This is a genomic window from Pseudogulbenkiania sp. AW2-16 (assembly GCF_056824575.1).
On record NZ_CP157668.1, the window covers coordinates 1,829,994 to 1,845,280 of the forward strand.

Genomic DNA, 15,287 nt, shown 5'->3' on the forward strand with positions numbered 1-15,287 from the left:
GTCGCGGAGACAATCGGAGATCGGCACGCCGTACTGCCGGCGCTCAAGATGAGAAGGCGTGGCCGCCTGATGAACAGCCTCTCAGGTTCAGGGGTAGAACCAGAGCAGGCTGTAGCCCATCGCGCGGACCTTGCCGACGTCGAAGCGCATGGCGATGCGTATCTCGCTGTTGCCCTTGAACTGCATGACCTTGTAGTCGTCGGGCTTGAGATATTCCTGCGGCGAGAACACCTTGCGGATCACCACCTGGTCCTCGGCATCCTTCAGCGTGACCTCCAGCATCGGATAAGCCTGCGGGTACGCGGCGTGGTTCTTCAGCGTGGCAGCCAGCTGGATCAGGTTCTGCTGATCGGGCACGAAGGACAGTTCCGACCATTCGGTTCGGATCAGCGCGCTGTCGGTTGGCAGCGGCACGCTGCAGCCGACGCCCTGGCACAGTTTTTCCAGCGTCGGGCGCAGTTCCGGCACCTCGGCGGCAATGCGGGTACGGTTGAGGTAGACCAGTTGCAGCGCCAGGGCCAGCACGCCGATCAACGCCACGCCGGCCATCAGCCAGGTTTGCCAGTTCCCAGCCCGGCGCACCGCTTGCGGCGGCGGCTCGAAGCCGGGGATATCTGCGCCCGGGTCGAAGGCGGGTTCCGCGGAGTCCGCCTCCGGCATCACCATCACCGTGGCCCCCTTTGGCTGGCCACGTTCTTCCCGTGTTTCGGTTTCGTTGTGGGTACCACGCGTGGCGGGGGCGGCGTGTTCCGACAGCGTCTCTTCCAGCAGTGCTTGCAAGGGGTCGGCGGCGGGACGCGGCGGCGCTTCCGGCGCCGCGAACGGGTCGCCGATCGGCGCCGTGGCATCACGGTGCTGCATCGCCTCGGACAGGGCGCGCTGGAACGTGGCCATGTCATTGGCGTCGGTGGCCGGTGCACTGGCGGTGGCTGCTGCAGCCGTCTCTACCGGCGGCGCCGTCTCGGTGGCCGGGGGGCTGCCCAGCGGGTCGAAGTCGGGCAACTCCAGCTCGAAGTCGTCACCCGGGTCGGGGCGGCTGGCTGGCACGGCAGGGGCGAGTGGGGGCGGTACCGGCGGCGTCGGCGTGAGCAGCGGTGGCTCCGCCACGATCATGTGTTCGGTGGCGTTGAAGACATGCGCACAGCGCCCGCAGCGAACCAGGCCGTTGGCAACGGCGAGCTGGGCATCGCTAACCTTGAAGCGGGTCTGGCAGCCGGGGCACTGTGTCGTATGCGTCATACCGTGGCGTGTCGGGTTCCAGTGAGTCGGGTCCAGCCTTCGTCGAATACCGGCGGTTCCATGTCGAACCAGGTCGCGTAGATGGCGGACAGCTCTTCCGCCTGCTCCTGCAGGATACCGGACAGGACGATCTTGCCGCCGGCCTTGACGTGGCCGGAAAGGAGTTCACCCAGCAGGCGCAGCGGGTTGGCCAGGATGTTGGCCAGCACCACGTCGTACTGCGCTGGCGGGGTGGCGTCGGGAAGGTAGAAACGGGCGACCACCTGGTTCTGGGCGGTGTTGTCCTGGCTGGCACGCACCGCTTGCGGGTCGATGTCGATACCGACCGCTGAGGCCGCGCCGAGCTTGAGCGCGGCGATGGCCAGGATGCCCGAGCCGCAGCCGTAATCCAGCACGCTCTCGCCGCCCTTGATGTTGGCGTCGAGCCATTGCAGGCACAGCCGGGTGGTGGGGTGGCTGCCGGTGCCGAAGGCGAGGCCGGGGTCGAGCTGCAGGTTGACGGCGGCGGGGTCCGGGCTCTCGTGCCAGGTTGGCGTGATCCAGAGCCGTTCCGAGATGCGGATCGGCTCGAACTGGGCCTGGGTCAGTCGCACCCAGTCCTGTTCTTCGACCCGCTCCTCGGCATAGTGCGGCAACGCGATCCCGCACTGGGTGCTGGCGGCCGCGATGATCAGCGCGACGTCGGCGGCTTCGTCGAACAGCGCGATGATGCGGCTCTGGCTCCACAGCTTGTCGACCGGTTCGCCCGGTTCGCCGAAAATCGGCTGCTCCAGCTCGGTGCCGGCCAGCGCGTCCTCGATGGCGGCCGACAGTGCGCCGGCGTCCATCAGGGCGTCGGCCAGCTGCTCGGCCACCACGGAGTCGGTGTCAATGGTGGCTTGCAGCCAGGCCATCAGGCGCTCCCTTCTTCATCTGGGCCAGACGCTCTTCCAGGTAGTGGATGCTGGTGCCGCCCTTCTGGAAGGCGCCGTCCATGAACAGTTCCTGGTGCAGCGGGATGTTGGTCTTGATGCCGGTGATCGCCATTTCGGACAGCGCCACGCGCATGCGCGCCATAGCTTGCTCGCGGGTGTCGCCGAAGGCGATCAGTTTTCCGACCATCGAATCGTAGTGCGACGGAACAGTGTAACCCTGGTAGATGTGCGAGTCGATGCGGATGCCCGGGCCGCCGGCCGGGTGGTAGCTCTCGATCTTGCCCGGGCTCGGCACGAAGGTGAACGGATCTTCGGCGTTGATGCGGCACTCCATGGCGTGCCCCTTGAATACGATATCCTTTTGCTTGTAGCGCAGTTTCTCGCCGGCGGCAATACGGATCTGTTCCTGCACGATGTCGATGCCGGTGATCATTTCCGTCACCGGGTGTTCGACCTGCACGCGGGTATTCATCTCGATGAAGTAGAACTCGCCGTTCTCATAGAGGAATTCGAAGGTACCGGCGCCGCGGTAGCTGATGCGGCGGCAGGCGTCGGCGCAGGCCTCGCCGATCTTCTTGCGCTGGGCGTCGGTGATACCCGGGGCCGGCGCTTCCTCGATGATCTTCTGGTGGCGGCGCTGCATCGAGCAGTCGCGCTCACCGAGGTAGATGGCGTTGCCGTATTCGTCGGACAGCACCTGGATCTCGATATGGCGCGGCTGCTCGAGGAATTTCTCCATGTACACGGTCGGGTTGCCGAAGGCGGCCGCCGCTTCGGTGCGGGTCATGTTGACCGAATTGATCAGCGCCGCCTCGGTGTGCACCACGCGCATGCCGCGTCCGCCGCCGCCGCCAGAGGCCTTGATGATCACCGGGAAGCCGATCTTCTTGGCCATCTTGGTGATTTCGACCGGATCGTCAGGCAGCGCGCCGGCGGAACCGGGCACGGTCGGCACCTTGGCTTCGATCATCGCCTGCTTGGCCGAGACCTTGTCGCCCATCAGGCGGATGGTTTCCGAGCGCGGGCCGATGAAGACGAAACCGGACTGCTCGACGCGTTCGGCGAAGTCGGCGTTTTCCGACAGGAAGCCGTAGCCGGGGTGGATGGCCTGGGCGTCGGTGACTTCGGCCGCGGCGATCAGCGCCGGCACGTTGAGGTAGCTCTGGCCGGACGGGGCGGGGCCGATGCAGACCGACTCGTCGGCCAGCTTGACGTACTTGGCGTCGCGGTCGGCTTCGGAGTGCACGACCACGGTCTTGATGCCCATTTCGCGGCAGGCGCGCTGGATACGCAGGGCGATCTCGCCGCGGTTGGCGATGAGGATTTTTTCAAACATGGGGAACACCCGTGAAAAGCGAAACGTGAAACGCGAAAAGTGCGGGCGGGCCGATCACTTTTCCCATTTCACGTTCCTCGATATTGGGACTTACTCGATGATGAACAGCGGCTCGCCGTATTCGACCGGCTGACCGTCTTCGGCCAGGATGGCCTTGATCACGCCGGAGCGGTCGGCTTCGATCTCGTTCATCAGCTTCATGGCTTCGATGATGCACAGGGTGTCGCCGGCGCTGACGCTCTGGCCGACTTCGACGAAAGCCTTGGTGCCCGGGCTCGGCGAGCGGTAGAAGGTGCCGACCATCGGCGACTTCAGTGCGTTCTTGCTGTCGATGGCGGCCGGCGCCGCGTCGACCACGGCGGCAGGGGCCGCGACCGGCGCCGCTGCCGGCATCTGAATGGCGTGCATCGGCTGGGCGTAGGTGATGTTGGCATTGGCCGATACGCGGGTGATGCGGACTTTTTCTTCGCCTTCGGTCACTTCGAGCTCGGCAATGCCGGATTCCTCGACGAGATCGATCAGTTTTTTCAGTTTGCGCAGGTCCATGGCGATCCTTCGAATGGGATGTTCTGTTTGGGGCAGGAACTCAGTTCCGGGCGACAAGCTGCTTCACAGCATGCGCCAGGGCCAGTTCGTAGCCGTGTGCACCCAGCCCGCAGATGACGCCGACCGCCAGATCGGAAAAATACGAGTGCTGGCGGAAAGGTTCGCGGGCGTGGACGTTGGATAGGTGGATTTCGATGAAAGGGACTTTGACGCCGGCTAGCGCGTCCCGCAAGGCCACGCTGGTGTGCGTGAACGCGGCCGGATTAATCAGGATGAACGCGGTGCCGTCGTGCAGGGTCTGGTGCACGCGTTCGATCAACACGTGCTCGGCATTGCTTTGCAGCGCTTCCAGCGCAAAACCGGCGGCCTGGGCTTGTTCGCTCAGGCGTTGGTTGATGGCGTCGAGCGTTTCGCGGCCGTAATGTGCGGGCTCCCGAACCCCTAGCAGGTTCAGGTTGGGGCCGTGCAAAACAAGGATTTTTAGGGTCAAGACTTACGTCCCGTTCTTCATCATGGGCGCGAGTTTGCCGTAATTCGCTGCAAGATGTCCAGCTTTTGCAGTTTTTAACTCGTGTGTGATAGCGGCGGGAGTGTGGGGAAAATGCCGCGTGGGTGGGTATGGCTGGCGACAACCGGTCAATTGTAGTCGCCTGTGGCGGAATGTCCAGCCGCATGACGAGGCGGTAGCGACGCGGTCGGCGGTTCGCGTCTTCTGACCGCTGCCAGCGGGGGGCGATGGAGGGTATAATCGGGTGGTTTACCCGCGCGAACGAGCTTATGCAGTTATCCGATTTCGATTACCACCTGCCCGACGAACTGATTGCCCAGCATCCCCCCGAGCACCGCGGTGCCAGCCGCCTGCTGCACGTGGATGGCATGGCGCTCGCCGACCTGTCGTTCGGCGCGGTGCTGGAGCGTATCCAGCCGGGTGACGTGATGGTGTTCAACGATACCCGGGTGATCAAGGCGCGGTTGTTCGGCGAGAAGGCGTCCGGCGGCAAGGTCGAGGCGCTGGTCGAACGGGTGCTCGACGAGCACACGGTGTGGGCGCACGTGCGCGCCAGCAAGTCGCCGAAGCCGGGCAGCAGGATCACCTTTGCCGGCCGTTGGCAGGCCGAAATGGTGGAGCGCGACGATGCGCTGTTCAAGCTGCGCTTTCTCGACGCCGAGAACGTGTTCGACATCCTCGAGGCTTCGGGCAAGCTGCCGTTGCCTCCTTATATCGAGCGCGATACCCACAGCGACGACGACAGCCGCTATCAGACCGTTTACGCCCGCGAGCGCGGGGCGGTCGCGGCGCCGACCGCCGGTCTGCACTTCACCGAGGCGATGCTGGACGCGTTGCGGGCCAAGGGTGTGATCCTGGCCTACGTGACGCTGCACGTCGGTGCCGGCACCTTCCAGCCGGTGCGGGTCGAGAACATCGCCGAGCACAAGATGCACAGCGAAATCTACGAGATTCCGCCGGCCACCGTGGACGCCATCGCCGCGGCGCACGCTGCCGGACGCAAGGTGCTGGCGGTAGGCACCACCAGCATGCGCGCGCTGGAATCGGCGGCGCAGGGCGGGGCGCTGGTGGCCGGGCGCGGCGAGACCGACATCTTCATTACCCCGGGCTACCGCTTCCGGGTGGTGGATCGCCTGCTCACCAACTTCCACCTGCCCAAGTCGACGCTGTTGATGCTGGTGTCGGCCTTCGCCGGGGTGGAACCCATCCGCAACGCCTACCGCCACGCGGTGGCACACCGTTACCGTTTCTTCAGCTATGGCGACGCCATGCTGCTGGAGAAGCAAGCCGACTGACCCGGATCAAGGTTGGCCGAAGACGCTTCGGCCAACCTTGAGGCCCATTTTTGCACGATGGAGTACAGCATGGCCGCAGCCCACCCGACGCCGCTTCCGACGGAAATCAAACTGCACACCCAGTCGAAACGGCTGGAGATCACCTTCGACGACGGCGCCCGCTTCGAGCTGCCGTGCGAGTACCTGCGCGTCCATTCGCCGTCGGCCGAGGTGCGCGGCCACGGCGTCGGCAACGAGGTGCTGCAGGTCGGCAAGCGTCACGTGGCGATCACCGCGCTGGAGCCGGTCGGCCACTACGCGCTGAAGATCGTGTTCGACGACGGTCACGACAGCGGGCTCTACAGCTGGGCCTATTTATACGAGCTGGGCGTCAAGCACGACCAGTACTGGCAGGATTATCTTGATCGACTCGCCGCCGCTGGCGCGAGCAGGGAGTAAGCATGGACAAGCAGACGCATTTCGGTTTCAAGACGGTCGACGAGAGCGAGAAGGCCGGCAAGGTGGCCGAGGTGTTCCACTCGGTGGCCAAGAAGTACGACGTGATGAACGACCTGATGTCCGGCGGGCTGCACCGGGTGTGGAAGCACTTCACCCTGAATACCGCCGGCGTCAAGCCGGGCGACAAGGTGCTGGACATCGCCGGCGGTACCGGCGACCTGTCGCGCGGCTGGTACCAGCGCGTCGGCAAGACCGGCGAGGTGTGGCTGACCGATATCAACAGCTCGATGCTGACGGTGGGGCGCGACCGCCTGCTCGACGAGGGCATCGTGCTGCCGGTGTCATTGGCCGACGGCGAGAAGCTGCCGTTCCCGGACAACTACTTCAACCTGGTGTCGGTTGCCTTCGGTCTGCGCAACATGACGCACAAGGATGCGGCGCTGAAGGAGATGCACCGCGTGCTGAAACCGGGCGGCAAGCTCTTGGTGCTGGAGTTCTCCAAGGTGTGGAAGCCGCTATCGCCGTTCTACGACCTGTACTCGTTCAAGGCGCTGCCGATCATGGGCAAGCTCGTCGCCAACGATGCCGAGAGCTACCAGTACCTGGCCGAGTCGATCCGCATGCATCCGGACCAGGAAACCCTGAAGCAGATGATGCTCGATGCCGGTTTCGGCAAGGTCGACTACCACAACCTGTCGGCCGGCGTGGTCGCCTTGCACAAGGGCTACAAGTTCTGAGCGCCATGGACGGCATTACCAACCTGTGGGCGTTCGTTGCAGCCGGTTTTCTGCTCAACGTCACGCCGGGGCCGGACACCTTCTACATCCTCGGGCGCAGCACTGCGCAGGGCCGGGCGGCCGGGCTGCTGTCGGCGTTGGGCATCGGCCTGGGGAGTGTGGGTCACACGCTGCTGGCGGCGTTCGGGCTGTCGGCGATCCTGGCGACCTCGGCTACGGCCTTCCTGCTGGTGAAACTGCTGGGGGCCGCGTACCTGATGTGGCTGGGGCTGAAGATGCTGAAGAGCGGCGGCGGTGTCGCCGCGCTGCCGGCGCCCGCTGCGGCCGACGGCTGGCGCGTGCTGCGCGAGGCCTGCCTGACCAACTTGTTCAACCCCAAGGTGGCGCTGTTCTTCCTCGCCTTCCTGCCGCAGTTCGTCAAGCCGGGCGCCGGTGCCATGTCGTTCGTGATCCTGGGCCTCGCCTTCGTGGCCACCGGGCTGGTGTGGTGCTGCGGCCTGGCACTGCTGGCGGCGCGCCTGGGGGCGTGGCTGCGGCGCAGTGGCGTATCGCGCTGGCTCGACCGGGTCTGTGGCGGGTTGTTCATGGCGCTGGGGGTGAACCTGTTGTTTGCCCGGTTGAAAGCCTGAGTCCGGCCGGCCCCAGCGTCGTCCGGCGATGTCGCGGGGCTGTCGTGTCCAAGCGCCGGAGCCTGGCCGGCATCGAGGTGTAAATACAAGGATAGTGAGATGAAGCTCCAGATTGCCGCCTTCAACCACGTGTTGAACCAGCACCCGGCGGTGCGCGACGAACTCGCCCGCTTCTCCGGCCGGCGCGTGGCCATCCAGCTGCCGCCGCTCGCGTTGAGCGGCGTGTTCACCGAGGACGGCTGGCTCGCCGCCTGCGAAGGCGAGCCGGAGGCGGTGATCCGTCTCAAGCACAGCGTGGCGCTGGCCACGCTCAGCGGTCGCCAGCCGGATCTCGCCGACATCGCGCTGGAGGGCGACACCGACCTCGCCACCGCGGTGGCACGGCTGGTCGGCGGGCTCAAGTGGGACGCCGCCGAAGACCTGTCGCGCGTGGTCGGCGACGTCGCCGCCAGCCGCCTGGAAAAGCTGGCGCGCGGCATGCTGGGCGTCAAGGGCGAGATCGCCTGGCGCCTGGCGGAAAACTGGATCGAGCACCTGCGCGAGGAAGCGCCGCTGCTGGCCAAGAAACCTCAGGTCGATACCTTCGTCCACGCCGTCGACACGCTGCGCGACGACGCCGCGCGGCTGGAGAAGCGCCTGGCGGCGCTGGAAGCCGCCGTTAACCCCAAGAATTCATAAGGCTCCCTGCCGATCATGCGGATTTCGCGTTTCATCAAGATCGTTTCCACCTTCTACCGTTACGGCCTCGACGACTTCTTCGAGGGCCATTCCCGGCTCGGTTTCGTCCATACCCTGTTCCGCTTCTGCCCGCTGCGGCGCGACACCTCGGCGCCGCTGCCGCAACGCGTGCGCGAGACGCTGGAGAGCCTGGGGCCGATCTTCGTCAAGTTCGGCCAGGTGCTGTCCACCCGGCGCGACCTGTTGCCGCCGGACTACGCCGACGAGCTGGCGCGATTGCAGGATAAGGTGCCACCGTTCGACGGTGCATTGGCGCGCCAGGTCATCGAGCAGAGCTTCGGCCGCACGGTCGACAGCCTGTACGCCGACTTCAACGACGTGCCGGTGGCGAGCGCCTCGGTGGCGCAGGTGCACAAGGCCTGGCTGAAACTACCGGATGGCAGCAAGGGCAGGGAAGTGGCGGTCAAGGTGCTGCGCCCCGGCATCCAGCCGGTGATCGAGCAGGATCTGGCGCTGATGCGCACGCTGGCGGGCTGGGTCGAGCGCTTCTTCGTCGACGGCAAGCGTCTCAAGCCGCGCGAGGTGGTGGGCGAGTTCGACAAGTACCTGCACGACGAGCTCGACATGATGCACGAGGCCGCCAACGCCTCGCAGCTGCGGCGCAACTTCACCGGCTCCGACCAGCTGATCGTGCCGGAGGTGTTCTACGACTACACCACGCGCGAGGTGCTGACGCTGGAGTGGATGCACGGCACGCCGATCTCGCAGATCGAGCGGCTGCGCGAGCAGGGCATCGATCTCAAGAAGCTGTCCCGTTTCGGCGTCGAAATCTTCTTCACTCAGGTGTTCCGCCACGGCTTCTTCCACGCCGACATGCACCCGGGCAACATCTTCGTGGCGCCGGACGGGCGCTACATCGCGCTCGACTTCGGCATCGTCGGCTCGCTCACCGACGTCGACAAGCACTACCTGGCGGTCAACTTCCTCGCCTTCTTCAACCGCGACTACCACCGTGTCGCCACCGCCCACATCGAGTCGGGCTGGGTGCCGAAAGACACCCGCGCCGAGGAACTGGAGGCGGCGGTGCGCACCGTGTGCGAACCGATCTTCGAGAAGCCGTTGTCCGAGATTTCGTTCGGTCTGGTGTTGCTGCGCCTGTTCGAGACCAGCCGCCGCTTCAACGTCGAGATCCAGCCGCAGCTGGTGCTGCTGCAGAAGACGCTGCTCAACATCGAAGGGCTGGGGCGCCAGCTCGACCCTCACCTCGACCTGTGGGATACCGCCAAGCCCTTCCTGACCAAATGGATGAACGAGCAGATCGGCTGGCGCGGTCTGATCAAGACGCTGCGCCACGAGGCGCCGCAGTGGGCCACCACGCTGCCGACGCTGCCGCGCCGCCTCAACGAGGCGCTCTCGGCCAGCCGCGGCGAACTGCTGATCGAGGGTTACATGCACCTGATGCGCGAGCAGAAAAAGCAGAATTTCCGGCTGTCGCTGATCGCGCTGCTGCTGGGGGCGCTGCTGCTGCACAATTTTCTGTGAGCCTGATGTCTTCAAGGTGGGGAATCGATTCTTGATGGCCTGACCCTGCTTGAACGGTCCTTCTGCTGCCTGCCGTTGGGAGGTTGGCCGAAGGACTTGTTTTTCGCTATTCGTTTAAGTAAATTATATAATGTAATTTACTTAAACGAATGGATGGATCATGAGTCACAATTACCAGGAACTGGCTTCGGCCATCGGCAGCAAGGTGGCGGAACTGCGCCGCGAAATCCCGGAAACCATGAAGGGCTTCGGCCAGATGAGTCGCGCCGCGCATAACGATGGCGCGCTGTCCAACAAGAACAAGGAGCTGATCGCGCTGGCGATCGGCATCGCCAGCCGCTGCCAGGGCTGCCCGGCTTTTCACGCCAAGGCACTGGTCGAGCTGGGCTGCAGCCGTGGCGAGTTTCTGGAAATGCTGCAGGTGGCGGTGTACATGGGAGGGGGACCGTCGCTGATGACGGCGGCCGAGGCGCTGATGGCCTACGAGTCGTTCGGCGGGCAACGCGCCGTGCAGCCGGAGCGGGAGGCTGCCGTACTGTGACCGCGCCGGCCACCGCCGGATGACCCAATGGCAAACGCCGCTCCTTTAGACGGGGAGCGGCGTTTTGCTGTGTTGCGGAGCGGGGTGTGAGTCAGCTGAACAGCGCGACGATCACGCGGCGGTCTTCCGCCAGCAGAATGTTGTAGGTGCGGCAGGCGGCCTGGGTGTCCATTACCTCGACCCCGATGCCGGCGTTGGTCAGGACCGCGGTCAGGCGCGGGTGGGGGAAGCGCAGGCGCGCGCCGCTGCCGAACAACACTACCTCCGGCGTGAGGTCGAGCAGCAGGGCAAAATGCTCGCTCGCCAGTTCCTCGAAGCTGGCCGGCGCCCACGGCAGCACCTCGTCCGGGGTGACGACGAGGTTGCCGTCGTGGCGGACCTGGTTGATCAGGACATGGCCTTCGCCGTAGCCGGTGAACAGGTTGCGGCCTTGGCCGCTGGCTTGATGCAGTTTCATGGAGAGCTTCCTGGGCGGGGTTTTGCTGCTAGTGCAGTGCACCACGTATTGGGATAGGATTATACCTTGACCCGCCGCCAAGGACGACCGCCGGTATCGCGCCGGTGCCGTCGTGTTTGCCGCACCCAGGGGATGAATCTTGAACGAACACTCACCGCGTCGCCGCAAACGGGCCAAGGGTTCCGGCGGGCGGAATGCCACGGTAAACGACACTGCCATGCAGCCTGTACACAAATCACAAAAACTCGCCAACGTCTGTTACGACATCCGCGGACCGGTCCTCGAGCACGCCAAGAAAATGGAAGACGAAGGCCACCGCATCATCAAGCTCAACATCGGCAACCCGGCGCCGTTCGGCTTCTTCGCTCCGGACGAGATCATCGAGGATGTGATCGCCAACCTGCCGGACGCCTCGGGCTATTCCGACTCCAAGGGCCTGTTCGCCGCGCGCAAGGCGATCATGCACTACGCCCAGCAGAAGCAGCTGCCGAACGTGGCGATGGAAGACATCTACATCGGCAACGGCGCATCCGAGCTGATCGTGATGGTGATGCAGGCGCTGCTCGACACTGGCGACGAAGTGCTGGTGCCGGCGCCCGACTACCCGCTGTGGACCGCTGCGGTCAGCCCGGCCGGCGGCAAGGCGGTGCATTACGTGTGCGACGAGCAAGCCGGCTGGTTCCCCGACATCGAGGACATCCGCGCCAAGATCAACGCCAACACCCGCGCCATCGTCGTCATCAACCCCAACAACCCGACCGGCGCGGTCTACCCGCCCGAGCTGCTGGCCGAAATCGTCGAGCTGGCGCGCCAGCACCAGCTGATCATCTACGCCGACGAAATCTACGACAAGGTGCTGTACGACGAGGTACAGCACACCTCGATCGCCAGCCTTGCGCCGGACGTGCTGTGCGTCACGCTCAACGGCCTGTCCAAGAACTACCGCGCCTGCGGCTACCGTGCCGGCTGGATGGTGCTGTCGGGCGAGAAGAAGCACGCCCGCGATTACATCGAAGGCCTCAACATGCTGGCTTCGATGCGCTTGTGCGCCAACGTGCCGGCGCAGTTCGCCATCCAGACCGCGCTGGGCGGCTACCAGAGCATCAACGACCTGGTGGCCCCGGGCGGGCGGCTGGCGCGCCAGCGCGATCTGGCGCACGAACTGCTGACCGCCATCCCCGGCGTCAGCTGCGTCAAGCCGCAGGGGGCGCTCTACCTGTTCCCGCGCCTCGACCCCAAGATCTACCCGATCAGCGACGACCAGCAGTTCATCCTCGAACTGTTGCAGGAAGAAAAGGTGCTGCTGGTGCAGGGCTCCGGGTTCAACTGGATCGCCCCGGACCATTTCCGCGTGGTGTTCCTGCCCAACAGCGACGACCTGATCGAGGCCATCGGCCGCATCGCCCGCTTCCTCGAAAGCTACCGCAAACGTCACGGCACCGACTAGCTCAAGTTTTAGCGTTACAACGGCCACGATCGTGGCACAATGGACCGCGCAGTACGGCAGTAAAGCAGGGGGCCGGCAGGCTCCCTTTTTTATCGGCGCAGGACCCAGCGGCAAGCGCGTTACGTCCTTGCCGGTAGGCCTTGAGCCGGGGACACATAAAAAAATCTGACACCATTCAATATCAGGAGATGCCATGCAGCCGATCAACATTGGTCTGATGGGAGTAGGGACAGTCGGTGGCGGTACCGCCACCGTACTCAAACGCAACGCCGAGGAAATCAGCCGCCGCGCCGGTCGCGAGATTCGCCTGTTCATGGCGGCCAACCGCGAGCTGGAACGCGCACGTGAAGTGGTCGGTCCGGACGTGCCGGTGGTCGACGACGCCATGCAGATCGTCAACCACCCCGACGTCGACATCGTGGTCGAGCTGATCGGCGGCGACACCATCGCCAAGGAGCTGGTGCTCAAGGCCATCGAGAATGGCAAGCACGTGGTCACCGCCAACAAGAAACTGCTGGCCGTGCACGGCAACGAAATCTTCGCCCGCGCCCAGGAGAAGGGCGTGATGGTGGCGTTCGAAGCCGCCGTGGCCGGCGGCATCCCGATCATCAAGGCGCTGCGCGAAGGTCTTTCGGCCAACCGCATCGAGTGGATCGCCGGCATCATCAACGGCACCTCCAACTTCATCCTGACCGAAATGCGCGACAAGGGCTCGAGCTTCGCCGACGTGCTGGCCGAGGCCCAGCGGCTGGGCTATGCCGAAGCCGACCCGACCTTCGACATCGAGGGCCACGACGCCGGCCACAAGCTCACCATCATGGCATCGATCGCCTTCGGCATCCCGATGCAGTTCGACAAGTGCTATCTGGAAGGCATCAGCCAGCTCGACGGCCGCGACATCAAGTACGCCGAGGAACTGGGCTACCGCGTCAAGCTGCTGGGCCTGACCCGCCGCACCGACGCCGGCATCGAGCTGCGCGTGCACCCGACGCTGATCCCGGAAGACCGCCTGATCGCCAACGTCAACGGCGTGATGAACGCGGTGATGGCCAAGGGCGACGCCATCGGCCCGACGCTGTACTACGGCGCCGGCGCCGGCGCGCTGCCGACCGCGTCCGCCGTGGTGGCCGACATCGTCGACGTGGCCCGTCTGCTGACCGCCGATCCCGAGCACCGCGTGCCGCACCTGGCGTTCCAGCCGGACCGCCTGCAGGACACCCCGATCCTGCCGATCGACGAGATTCACAGCTCCTACTACCTGCGCATCGCCGCGGCCGACCGTACCGGCGTGCTGGCCGAGATCACCCGCCTCCTGGCCGACAACGGCATCTCGATCGAGGCACTGATCCAGAAGGGCGCGGATGCCGACGGCTCCGCCGAAGTGGTGATCCTGACTCACCGCGTGCAGGAGAAACAGGTCAACCGTGCCATTGCCTCCATCGAGGCGCTGGATAGCGTGGCAGGCAAGGTGGTGCGTCTGCGCATGGAAGAACTCAACGGCTGAACGGAACCCCTATGCATTACATCAGCACCCGCGGCGGCATGCAGCCGCTGGAATTCTCCGACACCATCCTGATGGGCCCGGCCCCGGATGGCGGTCTCGCGCTGCCGGAGCATTACCCGCAGATCAGCCGTGAACAGCTCGATGCCTGGCGCGGCCTCTCCTACGCCGAGCTGGCGTTCGAGGTGATCCGCCTGTTCGCCACAGATATCCCCGAGGCCGACCTCAAGGATATGCTCGACCGCACCTACACCGCCGAAGTGTACGGCTCGGCCGAGATCACCCCGGTCAAGCGCCTCAAGGACGGCCTGGTCATCCTGGAGCTGTCCAACGGCCCGACGCTGGCGTTCAAGGACATGGCGATGCAGTTCCTCGGCAACCTGTTCGAGTACGTGCTGGCCAAGAAGGGCGAAGAGCTCAACATCGTCGGCGCCACCTCCGGCGACACCGGCTCGGCGGCCGAATACGCGATGCGCGGCAAGGCCGGCATCAACGTGTTCATGCTGAGCCCGGACGGCCTGATGAGCCCGTTCCAGCGTGCGCAGATGTACAGCCTGCAGGACGAAAACATCCACAATATCGCCATTCGCGGCATGTTCGACGATTGCCAGGATATCGTGAAAGCGGTGCAGAACGACCACGCCTTCAAGGCGCGTCACAAGGTCGGCACGGTCAACTCGATCAACTGGGCGCGCGTGGTGGCGCAGGTGGTGTACTACTTCAAGGGCTACTTCAACGCCACCGCCAGCAACGACGAGCAGGTCAGCTTCTGTGTGCCGTCCGGCAACTTCGGCAACGTCTGCGCCGGCCACATCGCCCGCCAGATGGGCCTGCCGGTCGAGCGCCTGATCGTTGCCACCAACGAGAACGACGTGCTCGACGAGTTCTTCCGTACCGGCATCTACCGTCCGCGCGGCACCGCCAACACCTGGGTCACCTCCAGCCCGTCGATGGACATCTCCAAGGCGTCCAACTTCGAGCGCTTCGTGTTCGACCTGGTCGGCCGCGACGCGGCCAAGGTGCGCGAGCTGTGGGCCAAGGTGGATTCGGGCGAGGGCTTCGACCTGTCGTCCGAGCTGGCCGCGGTGCGCGAGCGTTTCGGCTTTGTCTCCGGCAAGAGCACGCATGCCGACCGCCTGGCAACGATTCGTCTGGTCGATCGTGAAGACGGCGTGGTGGTGGATACCCACACCGCCGACGGCATCAAGGTGGCGCGCGACGTGCGCCGGCCGGGCGAGACCGTGGTCTGCCTGGAAACCGCTCTGCCGGCCAAGTTTGCCGACACCATCCGCGAGGCGCTGGACCGTGACCCGCCGCGCCCGGCCGGTTTCGACGGCATCGAGAACCTGCCGCAGCGTGTCACCGTGTTCGACGCCGACGCCGCTGCGGTGAAAGGCTTCATCGAAGCCGCACTGGCCTGAGAGCCGGAATGACCCGATGACTCGACAGAGGCCCCGTGAGGGGCCTTTGTCGTTTCCG

At 65.0% G+C, this 15,287-nt stretch carries 16 protein-coding genes; 10 read left to right on the forward strand and 6 right to left on the reverse strand.

What is annotated here, in order from left to right; all coding sequences use genetic code 11:
* Positions 1–87 precede the first annotated feature (87 nt).
* The 5 genes from ABKF58_RS08875 to aroQ all read right to left on the reverse strand — a co-directional run bounded on the left by ABKF58_RS08875 (position 88) and on the right by aroQ (position 4,525).
* Complete coding sequence (locus ABKF58_RS08875; RefSeq protein WP_482584165.1) at positions 88–1,239, reverse strand: DUF3426 domain-containing protein; 1,152 nt, start codon at positions 1,237–1,239, stop codon at positions 88–90.
* Positions 1,236–2,132, reverse strand: coding sequence for a 50S ribosomal protein L11 methyltransferase (gene prmA, locus ABKF58_RS08880; protein WP_482584166.1), 897 nt, complete (start codon positions 2,130–2,132; stop codon positions 1,236–1,238). Before prmA ends, ABKF58_RS08875 begins: the two co-directional genes overlap by 4 nt.
* Entirely contained in the window at positions 2,107–3,489 is a 1,383-nt protein-coding gene (accC, locus tag ABKF58_RS08885) for an acetyl-CoA carboxylase biotin carboxylase subunit (RefSeq protein ID WP_482584167.1), read from the reverse strand. The genes prmA and accC overlap by 26 nt, the downstream gene beginning before the upstream one ends.
* Before the next feature lie 90 nt (positions 3,490–3,579).
* Positions 3,580–4,035, reverse strand: coding sequence for an acetyl-CoA carboxylase biotin carboxyl carrier protein (gene accB, locus ABKF58_RS08890; RefSeq protein ID WP_014088264.1), 456 nt, complete (start codon positions 4,033–4,035; stop codon positions 3,580–3,582).
* A 40-nt stretch (positions 4,036–4,075) separates the two neighbouring features.
* Positions 4,076–4,525 (reverse strand): type II 3-dehydroquinate dehydratase, encoded by a 450-nt coding sequence (aroQ, locus tag ABKF58_RS08895; protein ID WP_482584168.1) that lies wholly within the window; start codon positions 4,523–4,525, stop codon positions 4,076–4,078.
* A 287-nt stretch (positions 4,526–4,812) separates the two neighbouring features.
* Between aroQ and queA the strand changes: the two genes are divergently transcribed.
* The 7 genes from queA (at position 4,813) to ABKF58_RS08930 (ending at position 10,403) form a co-directional block, all read left to right on the forward strand.
* On the forward strand, positions 4,813–5,838 hold the full coding sequence (gene queA / locus ABKF58_RS08900; RefSeq protein ID WP_482584169.1) for a tRNA preQ1(34) S-adenosylmethionine ribosyltransferase-isomerase QueA: 1,026 nt from the start codon (positions 4,813–4,815) through the stop codon (positions 5,836–5,838).
* Between the two features lie 69 nt (positions 5,839–5,907).
* Entirely contained in the window at positions 5,908–6,276 is a 369-nt protein-coding gene (locus tag ABKF58_RS08905; protein WP_008954858.1) for a gamma-butyrobetaine hydroxylase family protein, read from the forward strand.
* Between the two features lie 2 nt (positions 6,277–6,278).
* Positions 6,279–7,013: a bifunctional demethylmenaquinone methyltransferase/2-methoxy-6-polyprenyl-1,4-benzoquinol methylase UbiE gene (ubiE, locus tag ABKF58_RS08910; protein WP_482584170.1), complete on the forward strand. Its 735-nt coding sequence runs from the start codon at positions 6,279–6,281 to the stop codon at positions 7,011–7,013.
* 5 nt (positions 7,014–7,018) lie between these two features.
* A complete protein-coding gene (locus tag ABKF58_RS08915; protein ID WP_294866909.1) occupies positions 7,019–7,642 on the forward strand; it encodes a LysE family translocator in 624 nt (207 codons plus the stop codon).
* A gap of 99 nt (positions 7,643–7,741) precedes the next feature.
* A complete protein-coding gene (locus ABKF58_RS08920) occupies positions 7,742–8,320 on the forward strand; it encodes a ubiquinone biosynthesis accessory factor UbiJ (RefSeq protein WP_482584171.1) in 579 nt (192 codons plus the stop codon).
* Positions 8,321–8,335: 15 nt separating this feature from the next.
* The gene (gene ubiB / locus ABKF58_RS08925) at positions 8,336–9,862 is read left to right on the forward strand and encodes a ubiquinone biosynthesis regulatory protein kinase UbiB (RefSeq protein ID WP_482584172.1); all 1,527 of its coding nucleotides are present in this window, start codon (positions 8,336–8,338) and stop codon (positions 9,860–9,862) included.
* Between the two features lie 160 nt (positions 9,863–10,022).
* Positions 10,023–10,403, forward strand: a complete 381-nt coding sequence (locus ABKF58_RS08930) for a carboxymuconolactone decarboxylase family protein (RefSeq protein WP_482584173.1) — start codon at positions 10,023–10,025, stop codon at positions 10,401–10,403.
* 91 nt (positions 10,404–10,494) lie between these two features.
* Here ABKF58_RS08930 and ABKF58_RS08935 read toward each other — a convergent pair whose 3' ends face one another.
* The gene (locus tag ABKF58_RS08935; protein ID WP_008954864.1) at positions 10,495–10,860 is read right to left on the reverse strand and encodes an Mth938-like domain-containing protein; all 366 of its coding nucleotides are present in this window, start codon (positions 10,858–10,860) and stop codon (positions 10,495–10,497) included.
* A gap of 217 nt (positions 10,861–11,077) precedes the next feature.
* On the opposite strand from ABKF58_RS08935, the gene ABKF58_RS08940 reads away from it, so the two are divergent.
* The 3 genes from ABKF58_RS08940 to thrC all read left to right on the forward strand — a co-directional run bounded on the left by ABKF58_RS08940 (position 11,078) and on the right by thrC (position 15,229).
* Entirely contained in the window at positions 11,078–12,307 is a 1,230-nt protein-coding gene (locus ABKF58_RS08940) for a pyridoxal phosphate-dependent aminotransferase (protein WP_482584174.1), read from the forward strand.
* Positions 12,308–12,500: 193 nt separating this feature from the next.
* Entirely contained in the window at positions 12,501–13,811 is a 1,311-nt protein-coding gene (locus tag ABKF58_RS08945) for a homoserine dehydrogenase (RefSeq protein ID WP_008954866.1), read from the forward strand.
* Positions 13,812–13,822: 11 nt separating this feature from the next.
* A complete protein-coding gene (thrC, locus tag ABKF58_RS08950; protein WP_482584175.1) occupies positions 13,823–15,229 on the forward strand; it encodes a threonine synthase in 1,407 nt (468 codons plus the stop codon).
* Positions 15,230–15,287: the final 58 nt, after the last annotated feature.

Bases quoted from the DNA above. Each gene is read 5' to 3' on its own strand.
- ABKF58_RS08875 (WP_482584165.1), bottom strand. From the start codon at position 1,239: ATGACGCATACGACACAGTGCCCCGGCTGCCAGACCCGCTTCAAGGTT.
- prmA (WP_482584166.1), bottom strand. From the start codon at position 2,132: ATGGCCTGGCTGCAAGCCACCATTGACACCGACTCCGTGGTGGCCGAG.
- accC (WP_482584167.1), bottom strand. From the start codon at position 3,489: ATGTTTGAAAAAATCCTCATCGCCAACCGCGGCGAGATCGCCCTGCGT.
- accB (WP_014088264.1), bottom strand. From the start codon at position 4,035: ATGGACCTGCGCAAACTGAAAAAACTGATCGATCTCGTCGAGGAATCC.
- queA (WP_482584169.1), top strand. From the start codon at position 4,813: ATGCAGTTATCCGATTTCGATTACCACCTGCCCGACGAACTGATTGCC.
- ABKF58_RS08905 (WP_008954858.1), top strand. From the start codon at position 5,908: ATGGCCGCAGCCCACCCGACGCCGCTTCCGACGGAAATCAAACTGCAC.
- ubiE (WP_482584170.1), top strand. From the start codon at position 6,279: ATGGACAAGCAGACGCATTTCGGTTTCAAGACGGTCGACGAGAGCGAG.
- ABKF58_RS08915 (WP_294866909.1), top strand. From the start codon at position 7,019: ATGGACGGCATTACCAACCTGTGGGCGTTCGTTGCAGCCGGTTTTCTG.
- ABKF58_RS08920 (WP_482584171.1), top strand. From the start codon at position 7,742: ATGAAGCTCCAGATTGCCGCCTTCAACCACGTGTTGAACCAGCACCCG.
- ubiB (WP_482584172.1), top strand. From the start codon at position 8,336: ATGCGGATTTCGCGTTTCATCAAGATCGTTTCCACCTTCTACCGTTAC.
- ABKF58_RS08930 (WP_482584173.1), top strand. From the start codon at position 10,023: ATGAGTCACAATTACCAGGAACTGGCTTCGGCCATCGGCAGCAAGGTG.
- ABKF58_RS08935 (WP_008954864.1), bottom strand. From the start codon at position 10,860: ATGAAACTGCATCAAGCCAGCGGCCAAGGCCGCAACCTGTTCACCGGC.
- ABKF58_RS08940 (WP_482584174.1), top strand. From the start codon at position 11,078: ATGCAGCCTGTACACAAATCACAAAAACTCGCCAACGTCTGTTACGAC.
- ABKF58_RS08945 (WP_008954866.1), top strand. From the start codon at position 12,501: ATGCAGCCGATCAACATTGGTCTGATGGGAGTAGGGACAGTCGGTGGC.
- thrC (WP_482584175.1), top strand. From the start codon at position 13,823: ATGCATTACATCAGCACCCGCGGCGGCATGCAGCCGCTGGAATTCTCC.